12 protein-coding genes are annotated in these 18,168 nt (G+C 28.3%); 4 read left to right on the top strand and 8 right to left on the bottom strand.

The window, feature by feature from the left end:
* Nucleotides 1–44: 44 nt before the first annotated feature.
* The 3 genes from ACXYRQ_RS02890 to ACXYRQ_RS02880 are packed head-to-tail and all read left to right on the top strand — an operon-like array spanning nucleotide 45 to nucleotide 4,820.
* On the top strand, nucleotides 45–2,282 hold the full coding sequence (locus tag ACXYRQ_RS02890; protein WP_458614763.1) for an ATP-binding cassette domain-containing protein: 2,238 nt from the start codon (nucleotides 45–47) through the stop codon (nucleotides 2,280–2,282).
* On the top strand, nucleotides 2,275–3,873 hold the full coding sequence (locus tag ACXYRQ_RS02885) for an ABC transporter permease (protein ID WP_458614762.1): 1,599 nt from the start codon (nucleotides 2,275–2,277) through the stop codon (nucleotides 3,871–3,873). Before ACXYRQ_RS02890 ends, ACXYRQ_RS02885 begins: the two co-directional genes overlap by 8 nt.
* Nucleotides 3,873–4,820: an ABC transporter permease gene (locus ACXYRQ_RS02880; RefSeq protein WP_458597735.1), complete on the top strand. Its 948-nt coding sequence runs from the start codon at nucleotides 3,873–3,875 to the stop codon at nucleotides 4,818–4,820. The genes ACXYRQ_RS02885 and ACXYRQ_RS02880 overlap by 1 nt, the downstream gene beginning before the upstream one ends.
* A 122-nt stretch (nucleotides 4,821–4,942) precedes the next feature.
* On the opposite strand, the gene ACXYRQ_RS02875 is transcribed toward ACXYRQ_RS02880, so the two are convergent.
* The 7 genes from ACXYRQ_RS02875 to ACXYRQ_RS02845 form a co-directional block, all read right to left on the bottom strand.
* Nucleotides 4,943–11,173: a glycoside hydrolase family 20 zincin-like fold domain-containing protein gene (locus ACXYRQ_RS02875; protein ID WP_458614760.1), complete on the bottom strand. Its 6,231-nt coding sequence runs from the start codon at nucleotides 11,171–11,173 to the stop codon at nucleotides 4,943–4,945.
* A gap of 287 nt (nucleotides 11,174–11,460) precedes the next feature.
* Complete coding sequence (rplT, locus tag ACXYRQ_RS02870; protein WP_458607508.1) at nucleotides 11,461–11,811, bottom strand: 50S ribosomal protein L20; 351 nt, start codon at nucleotides 11,809–11,811, stop codon at nucleotides 11,461–11,463.
* 43 nt (nucleotides 11,812–11,854) lie between these two features.
* On the bottom strand, nucleotides 11,855–12,043 hold the full coding sequence (gene rpmI / locus ACXYRQ_RS02865) for a 50S ribosomal protein L35 (protein ID WP_435129700.1): 189 nt from the start codon (nucleotides 12,041–12,043) through the stop codon (nucleotides 11,855–11,857).
* Complete coding sequence (gene infC, locus ACXYRQ_RS02860) at nucleotides 12,024–12,644, bottom strand: translation initiation factor IF-3 (protein ID WP_458614789.1); 621 nt, start codon at nucleotides 12,642–12,644, stop codon at nucleotides 12,024–12,026. The genes rpmI and infC overlap by 20 nt, the downstream gene beginning before the upstream one ends.
* Before the next feature lie 305 nt (nucleotides 12,645–12,949).
* Nucleotides 12,950–13,807 carry a DNA-binding protein WhiA gene (gene whiA / locus ACXYRQ_RS02855; RefSeq protein ID WP_458614758.1) on the bottom strand — a complete coding sequence of 286 codons (858 nt, stop codon included), beginning with the start codon at nucleotides 13,805–13,807 and terminating at the stop codon, nucleotides 12,950–12,952.
* Nucleotides 13,808–13,844: 37 nt separating this feature from the next.
* Nucleotides 13,845–14,816 carry an ABC transporter transmembrane domain-containing protein gene (locus tag ACXYRQ_RS02850; protein ID WP_458614756.1) on the bottom strand — a complete coding sequence of 324 codons (972 nt, stop codon included), beginning with the start codon at nucleotides 14,814–14,816 and terminating at the stop codon, nucleotides 13,845–13,847.
* Complete coding sequence (locus ACXYRQ_RS02845; protein ID WP_458614754.1) at nucleotides 14,800–16,377, bottom strand: ATP-binding cassette domain-containing protein; 1,578 nt, start codon at nucleotides 16,375–16,377, stop codon at nucleotides 14,800–14,802. Before ACXYRQ_RS02845 ends, ACXYRQ_RS02850 begins: the two co-directional genes overlap by 17 nt.
* Before the next feature lie 160 nt (nucleotides 16,378–16,537).
* Here ACXYRQ_RS02845 and ACXYRQ_RS02840 point away from each other — a divergent pair, with 160 nt between their 5' ends.
* Nucleotides 16,538–17,587 (top strand): hypothetical protein, encoded by a 1,050-nt coding sequence (locus tag ACXYRQ_RS02840; RefSeq protein ID WP_458614752.1) that lies wholly within the window; start codon nucleotides 16,538–16,540, stop codon nucleotides 17,585–17,587.
* Here ACXYRQ_RS02840 and ACXYRQ_RS02835 read toward each other — a convergent pair.
* Entirely contained in the window at nucleotides 17,584–18,165 is a 582-nt protein-coding gene (locus tag ACXYRQ_RS02835; protein ID WP_458614750.1) for a hypothetical protein, read from the bottom strand. The genes ACXYRQ_RS02840 and ACXYRQ_RS02835 overlap by 4 nt on opposite strands.
* Between the last annotated feature and the right edge of the window lie 3 nt (nucleotides 18,166–18,168).

Raw genomic sequence — 18,168 nt, 5'->3', positions numbered from 1 at the left:
CATATTTGATGTGTTTTCTATCATTATGTCATTAAAGGAGTAAGATGGAAAAACACGCAATAGAATTTATTGATATTTGTAAATCCTTTGGTGAAATAAAAGCAAATCAAAATATTTCATTTAAAGTTAAAAAAGGTACGATTCATGCCTTAATAGGAGAAAACGGTGCCGGAAAAAGTACTTTAATGTCTATTTTATTTGGACTTTACGAACCTGATAAAGGAATTATTAAAGTTAATGATAAAGAAGTTTCAATAGATGGACCAAATGAAGCAAATCGTCTCGGAATTGGTATGGTGCATCAACACTTTAAACTAGTAGATGTATATACAAATCTAGAAAACATCGTTTTAGGTAGTGAAGATAATAACAAACACACCCGAATCATTGATTTTAAACCCGCAATAAAGAAAATAAAAGCAATTCAAGAATCATTTAATTTATACTTTGATTTAAATAAAGTTACTGGAACTGAAACGGTTGCTACTCAACAAAAAGTTGAAATTATGAAGATGCTTTATCGTGATTCAGATATTTTAATTTTTGATGAACCAACTGCCGTATTAACAGACCAAGAAATTCAAGGGTTGTTAGAAACGTTTAAACTATTTCGTAGTCAAGGAAAGACAATTCTATTTATTTCACATAAATTAGGCGAAATAAAGGAAGTTTCTGATAATGCTACCGTCCTGCGTTTAGGAAAAGTAACTGGTGACTTTGCTGTTAAAGATGCATCGATAGAAGAAATGGCTTCAAGAATGGTGGGAGGAGATGTTGAAATCACCAGAAATGAATATTCTGATACCACCAAAAATCCTGTTGTATTAAGCATTCAAAATGTTTCAACCCAAGGAGATAAGCCCCTTAAAAATGTTTCTTTAGATGTTAAATCTGGTGAAATACTAGCAATTGCTGGAGTTGAAGGGAACGGACAATTAGATTTAGAATATGTTGTTAGCGGAATGAAAAAGACGATATCTGGTGATATTTTACTAGCACAAACTCAGTTATCACAAAAACGTGTTAAAGAGATAGCAAGAGCAAATAAATTTAAAAACATCGGATTGTTTGTTTTAAGTTTATTGATGCTAATAGTCGGAATTGTATTAATAGCAGTACCAAAGCAAGTATCAGAACAATTTACATTTAGAATTTTAGGTGGCATATTCATTTTTGGATTTGTATTATTATTAGGAATATTTTTTAAATTAATACTTGGAATTCAAATTAAACATGTAATAAATAAGTTCTATTTAAATGGGTTAAATAAAATGAAATTACCATTTCAAAAACTAGCAACCTGATCTTTTTCAAGTATGATAATAATGTTTTTTTTCACCTTAATATTTGCAGGGTTGTTATTTAAATACAACACTGTGGCATTAATTGTTTTATTAATGATATCGATTATTTGTTTTTTTGCATTCGGATTAATTGTTTTACATTCATTTTGATATTCAACAATTTACGGAAAGTTTAAAAACAAAAAACACGAACTTTTAAGTGCTCATCTTATAGGATTATTATCATTAATAGCATTGATTGATTTTGTTTTCTCGTTAATCATTAGAAGTTCAACTTCATTAGTATTTCAAAGTTTAGTAATCGTTTTTAGTAGTATCTTTTTAATCGGTTTGCTTATATATATGTTTTTTGTATTTAAACAAAACCAGGCTAAATTTATGATTAAAAAAGACACTACTGAAAATATTTCACTTACTGATTATGGAGTAAAAAACATATCACGTTTAGGTGTTACATTTATACCAAGTGACAGACATAAACACGGACTTGTTTTAGATTATAACATCAAAAATAATACAATATTAAGACGTTTATGAGATAGTGAATATGTGAGATTTGGTATCTTAAGGGATGCGAAGATTAAAAAAGAAAATAACCTAATTACAACTAAATATGATGTGCGTGGGACAAGAGGTGGTCTGTCACAAGCAAGACAATTGTCTGGTGGAAACCAACAAAAATTTATTGTTGGTCGCGAAATGAATACCCCACATGATTTTATTTTAATTGTGCAACCTACCCGTGGTTTAGATGTTGGAGCAATTAAAAACATTCATGAACAAATTTTATTAGAAAAGAAAAACGGAAAGGCAATCTTATTAATTTCATATGAACTTGATGAAGTCCTTGCTCTTGCTGATAAAATTGCTGTAATTAACAGTGGAGAAATATTGGCAGTAAAACAAGCTCAAGATTTAACCAGAACAGAAATTGGTATATATATGGCACATAAAAAAGAAGGAGGTGTAAATGCATAAATATGCAGATAGTAAATTTGCTTCATTTATGGAATCAACTCGACGATTCTTTATGTTTGAAGAAAAGAAAAACACTCGAACAAAAATTTATTCATCCTTATGAGCTATATTTTTTGGTTTACTAATTGCTTCAGTCTTCTATATGATTCTAGGTAGATCGGGTCAAAATGGTCGGCAAACAGGACTTTTCACATTTATAACATATGTATTTACTTTTGCTTTTGATTCATTAAACCAAAAATATTTATTGCTTTATTTAATTTTCTTCGGTTTCGCCGGAATAGGTGTTTCCATCGGATTTAAGTCAGGATTGTTTAATATTGGTGCTGCAAACCAGATGACAACACCAGCAATTATCTTTTTTGCTGTATTGATTCTTTCAAGAACACCCGTTAATAAAATAAGTGTTTCATACCTTGTGATAATGCTATTTATCTTTGTTATAGTTGCATTTATTATGGGTGCTTTATCAGGACTTTTAAAAGCATATTTAAATGTACATGAAGTAATTTCAACCATCTTCTTTAATTGAATAATTGCATACTTAGCACAATATTTATTTAAAAAGGATAACGGTGCATTTGGAACTGGTTTAGAACCTTGATTTGATCAAATCCAAGGAACAACACAAATATTTATTAGTGAAACAGTTACATATAACTTTATTTATGCAGGACTAGTTTTATTAGGTTTTTTTGCAGTTTTAATCTGATATATTTATGCAAAAACTTCAATAGGTTATAAAATCAAAATGGTTGGCTTAAATAAAACCAATGCAAAATATGTAGGTATAAATGAAAAAATGCTGACTGTAATGGTGATGGGATTGTCGGGAGCATTCATAGGATTTGCGGGATTTTATTACATAGTCTTACAACGTAATTCCTTAGAAGCATCAAATTCACCAATAGTCATCGGATTTGATTCAATCTCTATCGCCTTGATTGCTTTAAATTCACCAATAGGAGTCATTTTATCTGCATTTTTATACTCACTGCTATATACATCAGAAACTTTCTTTCAAGCTATTCCACAAGGAAGCGAAGCAATTCGAGAAGAATTCTTTATGCTAATTTATGGAATTATTATCTTCATCGCTTCGCTGTCACTAATCTTTTATAAATTTAAACCGTTTCGGTGATTGTTTAAACAAAGTTATCTGATTACGAATAAAGAGTACTGGAAAGAATTTAAAAAATACTATCAACAAAAATTTAGTGTTTTTGTTCCGAATCGCTTTAAATTAGTAAACAAATGATTTGAAGGTCAAAAACTCAAACGAGCTTTTGCTAAAACCGAAAAAGACTACCAAAATAATGTAGCCCAAAGGATTATTGCTTCAAAAGACTTTAGCAACGAACAACTGATGCAGATGTATGATGAGTTATCGAAAATTAAATTTCAGCATAATGCCCAAAAAGAAGTTGCTGGATTAAATATTTATCGAGACTTACTTGGAAAACATAAAAATGAAGTAAAAATGTTAAAAAATAATTTCAAACATTTTCAAGAGGAACTGTTTTTAGCATTTATTAAGAAAATAAAAGATAAATACTTTAAGGCCTTTAAGATCAAAGAGGAGGTTACATAATGGAAATTATTATTAGTCATGGTGCATTCTTTCTTTGTATCTTGTTATTAGGAACAATTTCTGGTATTTTCTCCGAACGTGCTGGGATAGTTAACATTGCAATTAATGGATTTATGGTGTTCGGTGCTTCTGTATATGCTGTTTATAGCACAATATTTACCGAAGTAATTAAAACCAACAATGTTTGAACTAATATCCCTTTAGTATTTCTTTCTTCAATTACAACTTTGTTGCTCTCGTTCCTATTCGGGTTTGCTGTTATAAAGTTAAAAGCAGACCAAACCGTTGTAGGATTTGCAATTAATATACTTGCTGGTGGAATTGGTGCTTTAATCGTGTATCTGCTTGCTTCAAAAGTATATGCAGGACAATATGTAGAGTTTAAAAACCGTTTTGAACTTGCATTAGATACCAATGAAAACAAGTATGGGAATATACTTTCGCTAAAGGTTGTTTTAACCGTTGTAATCACATTTTTAGCCTGATTTGCATTGCGTAAAACCAAATGAGGACTTAGATTTAGAGCGATAGGAGAAAATCCACAAGCAGCTGATGTAGCTGGAATTAATGTTAATCGCATGAAATGACAAGGGTTAATGATTGTAGGGTTAATTTCAGGTGTTGCTGGTTCAATCTTTATTCAATCGAGTCGACTCACCGAGTTTTCACTGACTAAGGATGTTTCTGGTTTTGGTTTCATCGCATTAGCAATAATGATAACTTCAAGATGAAAGGTATCAATTTCAATTATAGTATCGCTATTCTTCTCAATTCTACTTTCCATTTCATTTTATGGAGCGATCTCATTCGGGGAAGGATTCCGTCGTTATAAAGACTTGTTCCAAATCTTACCTTATATTGTAACTTTAATAGTCTTAGTTGCTACAAGTCGCAATACATATGGACCTGCCGCAGCAGGAATCCCGTATGATAAATCAAAACGATAAACAAAACAAAAAGAGCATCTGCTCTTCTAAAACACAATTTAAAAAGCTACACAATAACTTAATTTTTATAGTGTAGCTTTTTATATTGCATTTAGGCATCGCAGATGCGATGTTTTTAAAAATTATTGATTTGATTTTTTCTTCTTGTTTTTAAATCAAGTATATCCAAAGGTTGCTATACCGAGAACAAATGCTAATACAGCGATTACAATACCAGCAATTGCTCCACCAGTTGGTCCAGTAGATTTTTCAACAGTTTTTGATGTTTGTGCATTTTTATTATCTTGTGGATTTTGGTCTTTTGGTTTGTTTTCGGAAGTAGGTGGAGTGGTTGTTGATCCACTATTGCCTCCTTCTTGTGGTTTTGAACCTTCGGTATTTGATGGGTTATTAGTGCTTCCGCCTTGCTCTGGTTTTTGAGTATCATTATCACCATTTTCTGGTGTATCTGGCTGAGTAGGTAAGGTTGGTTTTGGACTTAATAGTTGTAACACTTTTGATTTAAAGTTTGCTAATTCATTTTCGGTTTTAGCTTCCTTAACTTCTTGCTCTAAGTCTGCTTTGAGTTTTTCATTTGTTAGTTTATCTAATAAACGTTTGATGCTATTAGATAAAACTTCTTTATTTTTCTTGCTTTGTTGCACTTTATCATTAATTGCATTAATGATTTTAGCTAATGCAGCAGTATCTTTTGCTTTTGCAAGTTGATCTTTAAATTCTTGTTGAACTTCTGAATCTAGGCCTTCGGTCAATGTGACAGCTTGTTTTTTAGCAGTTTCAAGTTTGGTTGGTGAAATTGCTAACATACTTTGTGCATCTTGAATTTGTTTTACATATTTTTGGATATCTGATGCAGTTAACATCGATGGATCATGATTGATTGTTTTAATTTGATTGATTGTATCAAGATATGCTTGGTATGAATCATTGGTATAGATTTCATCAGTATTAGCAAGTGGTGTTAATAAATTATCCAATGAAGCAACTAATTCATCTTTTTGAGTTTGTGAATCTTCATTAGCATGATTCATCCGATCTAAAGCTTTTTGTAAATCCTCTAACTTAGCATCTTTGTTGTTTAAAGTTGCTTGTCATTGATCGATTTGTTTTTGTAATTGTTGTGATTGTTGTGGGAATTTTAAAGCATTTTCTACAATAAATGCTTTTGCTTTAGTAATTGCATCTGCTAGCTTTGTATATGTAGTTCCTAAATCATTTGGTTTTAGCTCTTCGACTTTGGAAGCAACTTGGGCATTAAGTTTAACAAAATCATCGATAGTAGCAGTTCCATCCTTGATTTTTGCTTCAAGTGCTTTTTTAGTTTCTTGTAGTTGTGCATAAGTTTGCGGATCATAGTGATTTGCATTCAGATTATCAAGTTCTTTGAGATTAAATTCAGCTACTTGTTGGTTATATGTAGAATATTTTAATCCTTGTTTAGCTGCATCCAGCTGCGATTTTAATTCATTAAAATCATCATTTGAATATTTTGATGGATTAGTAGCCATTTGTTTCACTTGATCTAATAAGAATTGATATTTAGCATAGTTGGCATCTTGAATGTATGATTGATTAGAATATGCAGTGTTGATGATGTTATTTAAGATTGCAACATTCGCTGTCGAAACTGCTGGTGTTCCTGCTTTAGCGGCATCAACAGCAACTTTAAGTTGATGAAGTGAACGATCAGTTAATGCAACATTTTCAGCAGCCATCGCATCAATTGATGTCTTTATTTTATCAAAACGAGTTTTAGAATCTTGAGTTCAATCATTATATCCAGTTGGAGCGGTTGCTAAAGATTCTTTTAGGGTTGCTAAGGTTGGTTTATTTGTTTGATCTCCGCTGTCTTGAGTTTCTCGTGGAGATGGAGAAATTTCATAAATTAAAGGTTTTTTATCTGTTCAATTAATTTGGAATCCTACTAGTTTTTTAGTATTATCTGAGTTTTTAAGTGAAAAACTCAGCGCTTCAAGGTTTAAGGTTCCTAATTTAGTAATTTCTTCTTTATTGGTAGTTGTATTATATCAGATTGCATTAAATGTTGCATCTTGTGCGCTACCATCAGAAAAGACATTAACATCTTTATCATTATATGTTTGTGGATTGATATAGAATTTTAAATTTCCATTATTTTGAGCAGGTGTTCAGTATGTATAATAATCACCATCTACAAAGTATTTAGGTGAATTAATCTTTAAAGTAGGTTCATAATTAGCGCCTGTAAATCTTGCATCAGAATGTGGTACATTATCTCATTTATCATTAATTACAATTTCATTAATTGTTACACCACGATTTTTATTATGCGATGTTCCTTGTAATAAGTCATTTATATCTTTGGTAAATACAATTTTTACATATCTAATATTTTTGTTATTTAATGCAGCAATCTTGCTAGCATCTGCTTCAAAATAGGTAAAGTTGTTGCGTTGAGGATCAACTTTAACCATATAATTTAATCTCTGATCTGATAGAGTGTTATCAAAAAGATATTGAAAATCTTTAACTGCTGCTAAGGTGGTTGGTCCTGTTACAGTGGTAGATGAATTAGATGTAGCTTGTTTGTTCCCTGAATAAAATATTTCATGTCAGCTATTTGATTCGTTGCTATTTGTTTCTGAAACATATATCTTAAAGAATCTTGGATAATCAGATGTGTTGGGATCTACATAAAGTTTAAGGGATTGAAGCGTAGTAGGTTTACCTAAATCATATAAAATATAATCATTTCTTTTTGGTCATCCTTTAAAATTATCAGATGTAGTATAATCCCCGTCTAATGCAGAATCTGAATAACGAGTATCATTACCTCAACCATTAATAATTTGCACATTTGAACCAAGCAATGTACCAAATGATTTAGGTTTTTGAACACTTACATCTAAATTTGAAAAAGAAGGTGTTTGATTTGTTGCTCTTTTAACACGGATATAACGAGCAAACTTATTAGTATCATCAAGTGTTCCTGTATATTGTGTTCATTCAATTCCGTTTCTTGATGTTTCTAAAACAACTTTGTTATCTAGTGTAGCATTTCCGTTAAACTTAATATTAGTAAGTTCATACATTCTTAATAAGTCTAATCCAACATATTTGTCATCATTTAAAGTAATTTGTGTTGTTTGAGTTTGTGAAGATGATGCAGTTGTAGAATTAGGGGTTGCTACAAACAAGTTAAATTCATTATTATTTAACTTCGTGGTAAATAAATTAGTTTTATTTGAATCATCTTTATCAGTATATAAAAACTGATTTGAAGGCCCGAAAAGATGTAATGAAACAAGATTTCAAGTTCCTGTTAGTGATGTATCTGTTGATCTAATTCTAAAAAATTGAGCATGAGCTTGACCACGGATAATTTGATATGCACCACTACGGATGTTACCAAATAATTTTCAAGTACCTGTTGTAGAAGCATCATTATTAGAAGTGCTCAATGCATGTGAATCTCAATATTCTACCACCCCTGAATTTAATTTACTATTACCTTGTTCAATGACTACCGATGTAACTTCTGATTCATTTGCTAATTTAAATTGGATGTATTTGTTATTAGCAAAGTTATTTATATTAGTAGATAAATCAAAGATTGATTTTTGAACATTGGTTATATTATTAGAATTAAAAGTTTGTTTATTCGATGAATCAGCACTGTTATGATTTTCATTATCTTCTGAAATTTGTAAATTATCTGAAATTTTCCCGATTCTAGGTGCAGAATCAGTATTTACAACAAATTCATAAATTCTAAACCAAGCATTTCTCTGGGTGTTTGCAGGTTCTGTATCTACAATTCTAATTGCAGATATATTATCTTTATTTACACTAATATTTCATTTATTATTATCGGTAGTGGTAGTTAATGCTCTAGCATTTAATGTGTAATCGTTACTAGTTGAACCACTTGATTGCTGATTTTGTGTATTTGCATCTTTTTGCAAATCGTTTCAATCACTTTGTCCATAAAGTTGATATTGTACTTTAAAGGATTTAAAGTATTCATTGTCATTATTATTATTAGAACCAAATTTTACTTGTAAATCTTTAGCATGAATTGGTTTTTTAAATGAAACACCAAATCAATCCCCTGTTTTGATTTTTTTATTTCCCCTACCATTATTTTTATAAACTAGTTGTCTTTGATTTCCTAAGATAAAAATATCTGAAAGTGAAGCATTAGACGGATCTGACATTGAAGTAATGACACTGGGTTGGTTATCACTATCATCATCACCTACTGGTTGAACTTTATCAAGATATTTTGAAACTATATCTTGTAGATATGATTGCAGATTTTTCATTACATCTGCACCTACATTTAAGTTTTTAATAATCACTTGTCCATATTTTGGATCACCATATTTGTAAGTTGCAAAATTTTGTAAATAAGTTTGACCGATGTTATATAAATTAACTACTCGGTCTAAAACTGGAGCAACTTTTTGGTTTTCTAAATAAGCTAGCACATAATATTTATATGCTGAAAACATATCTTTAACTGCAGATAAGTAGTTATCTTTGATGTTTGCTAAAAATAATGAATTATCCTTGTTATCTTGTAGTAACTGAATTTCAGAAATAATATTATCTAATTGTTCTAAATATGCATTCGCTTGTGTAGAATGATTACCTGTATATAAATCTAATTTTGAAAAATTAGTAGCCGCTTCTTTTAAAGGATCATCACCAAACACATTAATTTGTCCAGCATACTCGACTGATAAATATTTAGCAACATGTCGCAAAGCAATTGATGCTGGAGTATCAAGGAGTGTATTTGATGCAACCACTTTAAACGAATCGTAGTATAACTTTTTCTTTGCTTCATTTCGTGAATTTGAGTGTGTAGGTAAGATTTTTCAAGAGATGTTAGCTAAATCATAATATGAAAACAAAGAAAATTGTGGATGGATATTAACATCAGTTAATACCAATCCACTAAATTTATCTGGATTAACATTGTCGTTGTTATTATTAGATAACTTAATTAAATCTTCTGCTCCACGAGTTAATATGGTATTTTGTAGTCAAGAATTATCTGCTAAATCAACTGAAAAAGTTTTGTGAAACACAGGTTTGATATTATATGAATCAGATGAATATCTATCAACTGTAAAAGCATCAATATATCTTTTTGATGCATCGTTAATTAAAAAAGGAATTACTTCGTGTGGTAAATTAGCATAATAAGGTAGATATCCCGTATTTAACGATGTGTGATTAGTATCAGTAAAATCAGAACCACCATAACCATATTTACCTTCAAATAGAATTTGAGTGCTTAAATCTGGATAGGCTGTTTGTAACTGTTTTAATCAACTTACTAAATCATTAAATAACTGCAATACTTTTACAGAATCTTCACCTGGTGATAATATTCCTATATGACGAACTCCACCATCTTTGATAACTTGTAATAATTTTTCTTTAAGTAATCCTAAATCTTTTTGATATTCAGCATCAGTATATGTTTGTGAAGAATTTTTAGCATTAAAATCACCTAGTGCATCTAATGTATAAACAAAGTGAACGTGACTTTGTTTTGATGCTTCGGTGATATCTTTGAGATCTTTTAGTTCATCTGCTGTGTATAACACACTTCAACCAGGTTTGCTATCAATTTGATTGCGATTTGATTTATTTTCTCCTAAGATTTTTTGATCTGGGTTTCAGATGTAGGTATTAAGTTTATAAAACGATGCAAAATTCATTAAGTTAATAATATCTTGCTTACTTTGAGTTGGAGCATATGAATATAATTTTCACGAATCCATCATTCCACGCATTTTAATATCAGCATAGTCATTAATGGTAAAGTCTTCTATTTTATATCCATCAAGTTGTTGAAAGATATGTCATAAAGTAGTAGCACCAAAATAAGCAGCATCAGAATCTTTAGCTAAAAGTTCAATATAGTTATCTTGTGTTTTAATTACATATGAATCGTTTTTAGCAAAATTAGAAGCATTAAAATCATTTGATGAATCAATTTTTTTAATTTGATCATCAACTAAGGTGTCACTATCACCTTGTATTCCTACGAGAATATTAGTTTTCCCTTCTACTATATTTCTTGATTCTGAAGATGTAATATTTCTAAATGCTAATGCAGCCTTTAGACGATTTTTAGTTGCTTGATCAATATTAGATTCATAAACTAAATTAACATCTCTAGAAATCAAGGATGTTTTATTTAAATAAGTAATAGATTGAACTTCTGGTGCAATATCATAGTGTCTTGCAGAAGTTGTATCTTGATTTTGTGCTGTAGTAGTTGTTGCTGAAACAGCAATAACACCAATTGATGATGCACCTAAAATCAAATGTTTTAATTTTTTATATTGTTTCATATAATATATTATAAATTAAAACCCAAAAAAAAAAAAAAAAACGGTTTTTAAAGCAGTAAAGAAGGATATTGGGAGATACCATGCCTACATCCTACATTAAATGAGTTTTTAGGGTTAATGATTTTGTAAGTTTAAAATTATTTTTGCTTTTGTTAAGTTAATATTGTAAATTTATCATCGAAAAATAATTTGTGGTTATACAAAAAAACTACACAATAACCTAATTTTTATAGTGTAGCTTTTAGATTGCATTTTGACTCAAATGAGCATCTGCTCTTTTGTGCTTTCTAAACTTCCTTAGATAATTTAACAAGCATAGAAAAAGTTTTTGGTTCGTTGATTGCTAATTCTGAAAGCATCTTACGGTTGATTGTAACATTTGCTTTTTTAAGTCCGTTAATAAATCTTGAGTAACTAAGTCCTTCTGCTCTGGTTGCTGCATTAATCCGTGCAATTCATAGTTTACGGAAATTTCTCTTTACTTGTTTGCGATCTCTAAATGCATATGTTCAAGATTTTATAACTGCTTGTTTTGCGACTTTATAACCGATTGATTTATGTCCAAAGTAACCTTTAGCTAATTTTATTCATTTTTTACGTCTTGCTCTTGTAACTGTTCCACCTTTAACTCTTGCCATATTTATTTTCCTTTCTTAGTTAATAAAATATCAAGCTGAAAGATTAAATCAATGATTTAAATCTTTTAAGGTCGCTTCTGTGCATAAGAGTTGATTTACGGGCTTGACGTTTTTGTTTGGTAGTTTTGTTTTGTGCTAAATGTGAACGGAAGGCTTGTTCTCTCATAACCTTACCTGTTCCGGTAACTTTAATACGTTTTTTTAATGCACTTTTAGTTTTCATCTTTGGCATTTGTTTCTCCTTCTATAGAACCTTGATGCTGAGCATTTAGGTTCTGTTCTTTTAAGTATTTAGCGATTTTTGTTTTATTTGGTTGGAGATTCATGTCTAAGAAACGTTCATTTACAAGTTTTGGTTCGGTTGTCTTATCAGAGATATCTTCGACCTTAGATAAAAACTTTCATAATATATTTTCACCTAAGTCTTTTCTACCTAATTCGCGTCCTCTAAGTTTTACAGAAACCTTAATACGATCACCTTTAAAAAGAAACTCGCGAGCTTTTTTTGCTTTGGTAGTTAAATCGTTTTCACCAATCATAGGAGTCAAACGGATTTCACGATTTTGAATGGTTGTTTGTTTTTCTTTAATAACCTTTTGTTTCTTTTTACGATCATATTTAAATTTTCCGTAATCTAAAATTCGAGCGATAGGTTTAGGTTCCACACTGATTAAAACTAAATCCATTTTTTCGTTTCTTGCTATTTCAATAGCTTCAGAAGTATATTTAACACCTAATTTCTCACCACCACTTCCGATTAAGAAAACTTTTGGAAATGGAATATCTTTGTTAACATAATGTTCTGAAGTAGGTTTTTTTCTTTTGTCGTGTATGATAATGTCTCCTTATAAAAAAGTTTGATTCGCTCTCCTACTTTAAAAGTATCAGAAGTTTGATACATTTAATTGTAGCTAAACCCAAGGCTATGACCATCAGGTGAGATTTCATCTACTTTCTGCAATTAAATAAATTTATTGCTTCTATATTTTATCATATTTGTATTTTTGTGTAGTGATAACAAAAGAAATTAATATATTTTTTTAACTGGTATTAAGTATTAAAATTTATAATATCTTAATTTTCCGAAAAAGCATATATCTAAATTACAAAAATATAAAAAATTTATTATATTTTTCTCTTATTTCTGACTTTCTTTTGCGACTTTATCTAACTTTCTAAATCAATGACTAATTCCACTTTTTGATATATAAATATTGTGATGTTCTTCTAGGGTATTTTTTATATCAGTTAATGAAATCCATGGATTTTCCATTCTTATTCTATATGCAATAAGTTGATTTTCATTAAAAAGGTTCATTAAATTATTATTATATATATAGCAAATATTATCGAATTGTTTTTTTGCACTATCTGTAACTTTCTTTAAATTTGAAAAATCAATATTATTCAGCCGATTTGAAAAATTTTCCATATCACGATTTATCTTAATGTTTTGTAAAGAAAATCAAGATTTTTTAGCACTTATTGCAGATAAAAAATCAAGTAAATTATCAAGTTTTTTAGTATAAGCAATAAATTTTGAATTTCTTTCTAGTACGTTAAATTCAAATTCGTATTTATTAAGTTTATCAATTATGGTTTTTATATGTTCTGAATAATTTGTCTTTAATTCTAGGTGATATGAAGTAGAGTTTTTATCTGAAATACTTCCTCCACCAACAAAAACACCAGCAAAAAAGAAAGAAGGTTGCTGGTTCATTTCATTTTCAAAATTTATTTGAAAATCTTTTTTGTTAATTTTTATTTTACTTTGTTTAGGGGTAAATTTCAAACCTTTTTTTTCAAATTTTTTAACAAGTTTTTCAAAAATATATTCATTTCTTATATTTAAAACAAATTCGGTTTCGGACATAATCGCATTAGAAAAAATAAAGCCATTTAAAAAAGCAACAAATTCATTATCTTTTTTAATTAGATTTATTATTTCTTTTTTTACTTCACGTGAAAAAGAGTTTTTTATCTTTTTGTGTTCCATTATTAAATTTTACAAAATTAAATTGATTTTTATGAACTTAAAAACTTAAATTCTTAGAATCTCCGTGGTGAAAGTTATAAACAGTAAATTCGTGTTTATATGTCGTTAATACTTTTATATTATTTGCTAATAAAGGTAATTGATTCTTAGATAATTCAATAACTTTTTTAAATATATAAATTGAACGAATTGATGTAAAGGGATTTTGATTTAAATATAATGTTCCTAAAACAACCAAACCTAAGAAAGAACCAAATTCTAGGACAATTTTAATAAAACTATCATTTATAGAATTTATAAAATTATATTTATAGTTCGCTTGATAATATTTATAAATTTCTTGTTGCATAAATTCCTTGATAAGATGTTCTTTATTTGCAAAATAAAGAACTGGATATCTTTTCATATAGTAGGATAATTTATTTATAAGTTGCTTAAAAGCGACATTGTTCTCTTTTGAATTTTTTTTAAGTTTTTTAGCAAATATAAGATAGATTATCGAGCAAAAACTTAAAACTACCAAGAGTAAGACTAAAGCAATTCAGTTTGTAATAGCAAAAAATATTATGATAGCTAAATAAGTAAATAAAATAGAAATCGATTGTGATAAAGGGATAAAAGTATGAATATCAATAGTTTTTGATTGATCGATTATTTCTTTAAAAATATCTTGTACACAGTAAGTTTGTTTTACTTCGATACTTGCATCTTTAAATTGTGAAAAAAGGTTGCTGGTAATTGATTTTGATATATATAAAACAAACTTATTGTTTATTTTTTGATAGTAATATTTACCGATTAAAGAAATAAAATAAGCTAAGCATACAACAGATAATAAAATAACAAAATTCAATATCTCGTGATCTTTAATTACTTCAAATCTTTTTAATAAAGCATCAATTGCATATCCTTCTAAAAAAGTAATACCAATAGCAATTAAAGATATGAATATAGATAAAAGAGTAAAAAATATAAATATTGATTTAATATCCTTAAATACTTTCTTCATATTCCTCCGTTTGATTATCAAGATTTAAAATAAAATCATAGTGATTTAGATTTTTGATACTACCCGTTGAATGGATGATGATAATATTTTTTGTTTTAAGATAACTAAAAATCTTATTTAAATAATTCATTTCAACATTTGAAAAAGCATCATCTAAGATAATAATAGAATTATCTTCACAAAGTCCTCTAGCAAGGTGTATTCTCTGTTTTTGACTGCGATTTAGCGATTGCTCTGATATTTGCATATCAATATCTAAGTTTTTTAGTTCTACAATATCTAAAACCACTTTAACCTTAGTTACCTGATTTTCTTCTCATAGTGTAATGTTATTATAAAGACTATCATCAAAAAGCTTATAATGGGAAGTTATATAACTAATACTTTTAAGAAATTGAGCTGTATTTATATTATTTATATTTTCTCCATCAAAACTTATTTGTCCATTATATGTATTTATTTGTTTTAAAAGTATGTTGATAAATGAGTTTCTAGTATTTTTATCGTTTGCTGTTATTGCATAGGATTTACCCTTGATAAATTCATAATTTATATTATTTAAGATTGTATGATTATTATTTTGATAGGTTAAATTGTTAATGCTTATAGAACCGAAAGTAATTTTAGAAAAATCGTGATGTACATCTTTAAATTCAAAATTAAATTTTTTATAAAAACTTTTATATTCATTTAATTTTGAATTTAATTTAATTAAATTATGAATATTTGATGAAAAAGCGACAAAGAAACTCGGTAGCACAAAAATAATGGCAACTGGTTGATGTTGGTTGACTATAAAAAAACCTGTAATAAAAACTAAAAAGAGTCCTATAATAAAGGTAAACCCATTGTTAATTGTTTCAATGATATTAATCTTGGAATGATCTTTATCTATTCTGATAATTCACTTTTTCAAAATCTCATCTATATACTTAATGATGTGACTATCATTCCCTAAGTAGTAAAAAAGCCTAAATCCGTTAAAAGTAGTTTGTAGAGAGTTTAAAAATCTTGCTTCTTTTTGTTTATTTGTGTGCTTATGTTTATTAATTATTAGATTCAAAAAGGAAGGGAAAATAAGTAGTAATATAAGTGCACCTATACCGATTAGAGCAAGTTTATAACTTAAGACAATTAATACAAATAATGTTCCAATATTAACTATGAACGATGTTGCTGCATCTAAAGAAGTTTTTAAAACAATACTTCGAAATTCTGGGATTCTATGTTTAATTCAATTAATATTTTCTTGTGATTTTGAAATTGAAAGCTCGATATTTGGCACACTAAAGATTTTGTCTACAATATTATTCGTTACTAATTTTGAAATATAATTATCTAACTTATTTCTAAGAAAAACATTGATAATACTACTTATTAAAAATATAGATATTAAAGATATATCTGCATATAAATCTGTATAAAATTGTTGGTTTTGTTCTTGTAGTAGACTTATCAGTTCAGTAGTAAAATATACCAATAAAAAAGTAGATGTAGTTGAAAAGAAAGTGAATAGTAAGATAAGTATTATTAACAATTTCCTAGATAATATTTTTGCCATCAAATCCTCTCATATATATTAAATAATCATATCTTATTATTAGATTTTTATAAAAATAGTATTAAAAAAGGACAAAATATTGAAATAATTAATATTCAGAAGCATACAGATTAACGAAAGCAAAATTAAAGAATTTGATAAAATAAATATAAGGAGAAAAATGCAATCATTTAATAAGAAAATTATTTGAGATTTATTTGGTGGTGGTTGCAATTCTGTATCAAGAGCAATAAAAGAATATAATTTAGATCAATATTACAAAGTTTATACTTTCGATGTTGTTAAAACACATAAAGAAAGTTTTCGTGGTCAAACTGACAATAATTTCCAAACTTATATAGATATCGATTTAAGTTCTGATTCAATAATCAGTGATTTTAATAAATTAATTAAAGAAAACACTATACAAAAACCTGACATTATTCTTAGTTCAACATTGTGTCAGTCTTTTAGTAAGGTTTTATCAATGGTTGGAGGAGGAACTTGTTTTTGAAAACAAGAAATAAAAGGTGACAAAAATTCCAAACTTATCGAAAGAAGTTTGGAAGAATTTGAAAACCTTAAATCTGGTTTTACTAAAAGACTTAACGGACCAAAACAACTTTTTATAAAGAGATTAGGTGAAAAATGCGCAGTCAATTCCGTGAATTTGATAAAAACTTTTAAACCAAAATATTGATATATCGAAAATCCTGAAAGTTCGATGCTATTTCAATTTTTAAGAGTGAATTTAGGGTTGAATGGTTATGAAAATGTTGCATGTTATGGTGCATATGATTTTCCACAAAATAAATCTGGCTGCTTTTATTCAAATATAAAAATAGAATTAAAAAAAGATCGCAGACCTAGAACATATGAAACTCAATGAGAAGAAGTGTCCAAAGAATATTATGATAAATGAATTGAAAATGTTGAATATAAGAAAAATTACCTTAATGGGTCAGGTGATTTTAGACATGTTAAAAAAGTTCTTGATGAATTTGGATGCTATAAATATTATCGTAGGTGATATGTTGATATAGGTTATAAAATTGGGGATAAAGGACACTCATCACTAAAGAAAACTTCAATGACATTAGGAAAATTAACTAAACAAAAATATGCATTAAAAACTATTGGTGATTTTAATACAAAGCAAATAGGGGAAGCAAATGAAACATCACATATTCCCGCTGGTGTAATATATCAAATCTTAAAGAAATTTAATTAATCTATTTTGTGTACTTTTATTCAAGCTTCTTCAATTTTTTGTTCTTGTTCTTTGTTTAATTTAATATCCATTAATCTTGCAAAGGTATAAATATCTTCTTTGAAACCAAAATCAAATATGACAAATTCACCATATGTGCTTTTGTAATAATCTATAAAATTTCAATAATTTTTCTGTAATATTTTTCAAAAACCTACCAATATAACAATTGTTTGAATTCTTATATCTTGATCGAATAATTCTGATAACTTATTATAAAAGTGATGATGATATCCAAAATTAGATTCTAATTTCTCTCAGTCAGAACCATTTATTTGTTTGAATTTACTTTCTAAAAATAAATATTGTGGTCGGTTTTTGAATTTAATTTTAAATGTATTAGGACAATTTATAACAAAATCAGGAGACATATAGTTGTTTGGTTCTAATTCGCTTTTAACACTGTGAAATTTATTTCCAGGTGTTAGTTGCAGAGTTTGTATATTTAGGATATTTAAAATGTTCTTTAGAAAGTTTTCACCTTCTTTTTTACCTTCTACTGCTCTGGTTCCTTGTGATCAACCAGTAAATTTTTTCATTCC

It is taken from the genome of Mycoplasma sp. 394 (genome assembly GCF_054353895.1).
Note: the sequence above shows the minus strand (reverse complement) of the source record. Positions and strands in the feature narration are given on the sequence as shown.